This is a genomic window from Paraburkholderia ribeironis, from assembly GCF_900019265.1.
GTDB classification, from domain to species: domain Bacteria; phylum Pseudomonadota; class Gammaproteobacteria; order Burkholderiales; family Burkholderiaceae; genus Paraburkholderia; species Paraburkholderia ribeironis.
Window position 1 is genome coordinate 1 of the sequence record NZ_CYGX02000156.1, and the last position, 789, is coordinate 789.

Consider the following 789-nt stretch of genomic DNA (forward strand, 5'->3'; position numbering starts at 1 on the left):
AGCGCTGCTGGAAATACGACTGGGTTGTTGAGTTTGACATCAAGGCGGCATTCGATCAGATTGATCATGGCCTCCTGCTCAAGGCGGTGCGCAGGCACATCAAGGCGGACTGGATCCTGCTGTATATCGAGCGGTGGCTGACTGCGCCGTTTGAGACTGCAGACGGAGCGAGATTGCCGCGGGTGCGCGGTACACCCCAGGGTGGAGTGGTCAGCCCGATGCTGATGAATCTGTTCATGCACTATGCGCTTGACACATGGATGCAGCGACACTTCCCGCAATGTCCCTTTGCGCGTTATGCCGATGATGCGGTGGTCCACTGCCGCAGTGAGGCGCAGGCGCAGGCGCAGGAGGTCATGCATGCCATTGCCTCGCGGCTGGCGGAATGCGGGTTGGAGATGCATCCGGAAAAGTCAGGCATCGTGTATTGCAGGGACCGAAGCCGTACTCAAGCCTACCCGAATGTGACCTTCACATTTCTGGGTTTCCTGTTTCGTCCGCGAAGGGTGATGACCAGGTCTGGACAGCTCTCAACGAGCTTTCTGCCCGGCGTGAGTCGTGATGCCCTGAAACGGATGAGACAGACAGTGCGGGGGTGGCGGCTACCTCGTCAGACGTTCAGGTCACTGGTCGAACTGGCCGATCAATGCAATCCCACGATACGTGGTTGGTGGAACTATTACGGGGCTTTCTATCGGACGGCCATGCAGGGGCTCGGTCGGTATCTGGACCGCAAGCTCGCACGCTGGGCCCGGTGCAAGTACAAAACGCTACGACGGCATAAACGGC

General features: G+C 58.8%; 1 protein-coding gene. It reads left to right on the plus strand.

Annotated elements, in window-relative coordinates; genetic code table 11:
• Positions 1 to 789 (plus strand): reverse transcriptase domain-containing protein (locus BN2475_RS32655; protein WP_245841753.1); only part of this gene is annotated, 789 nt, incomplete at both ends.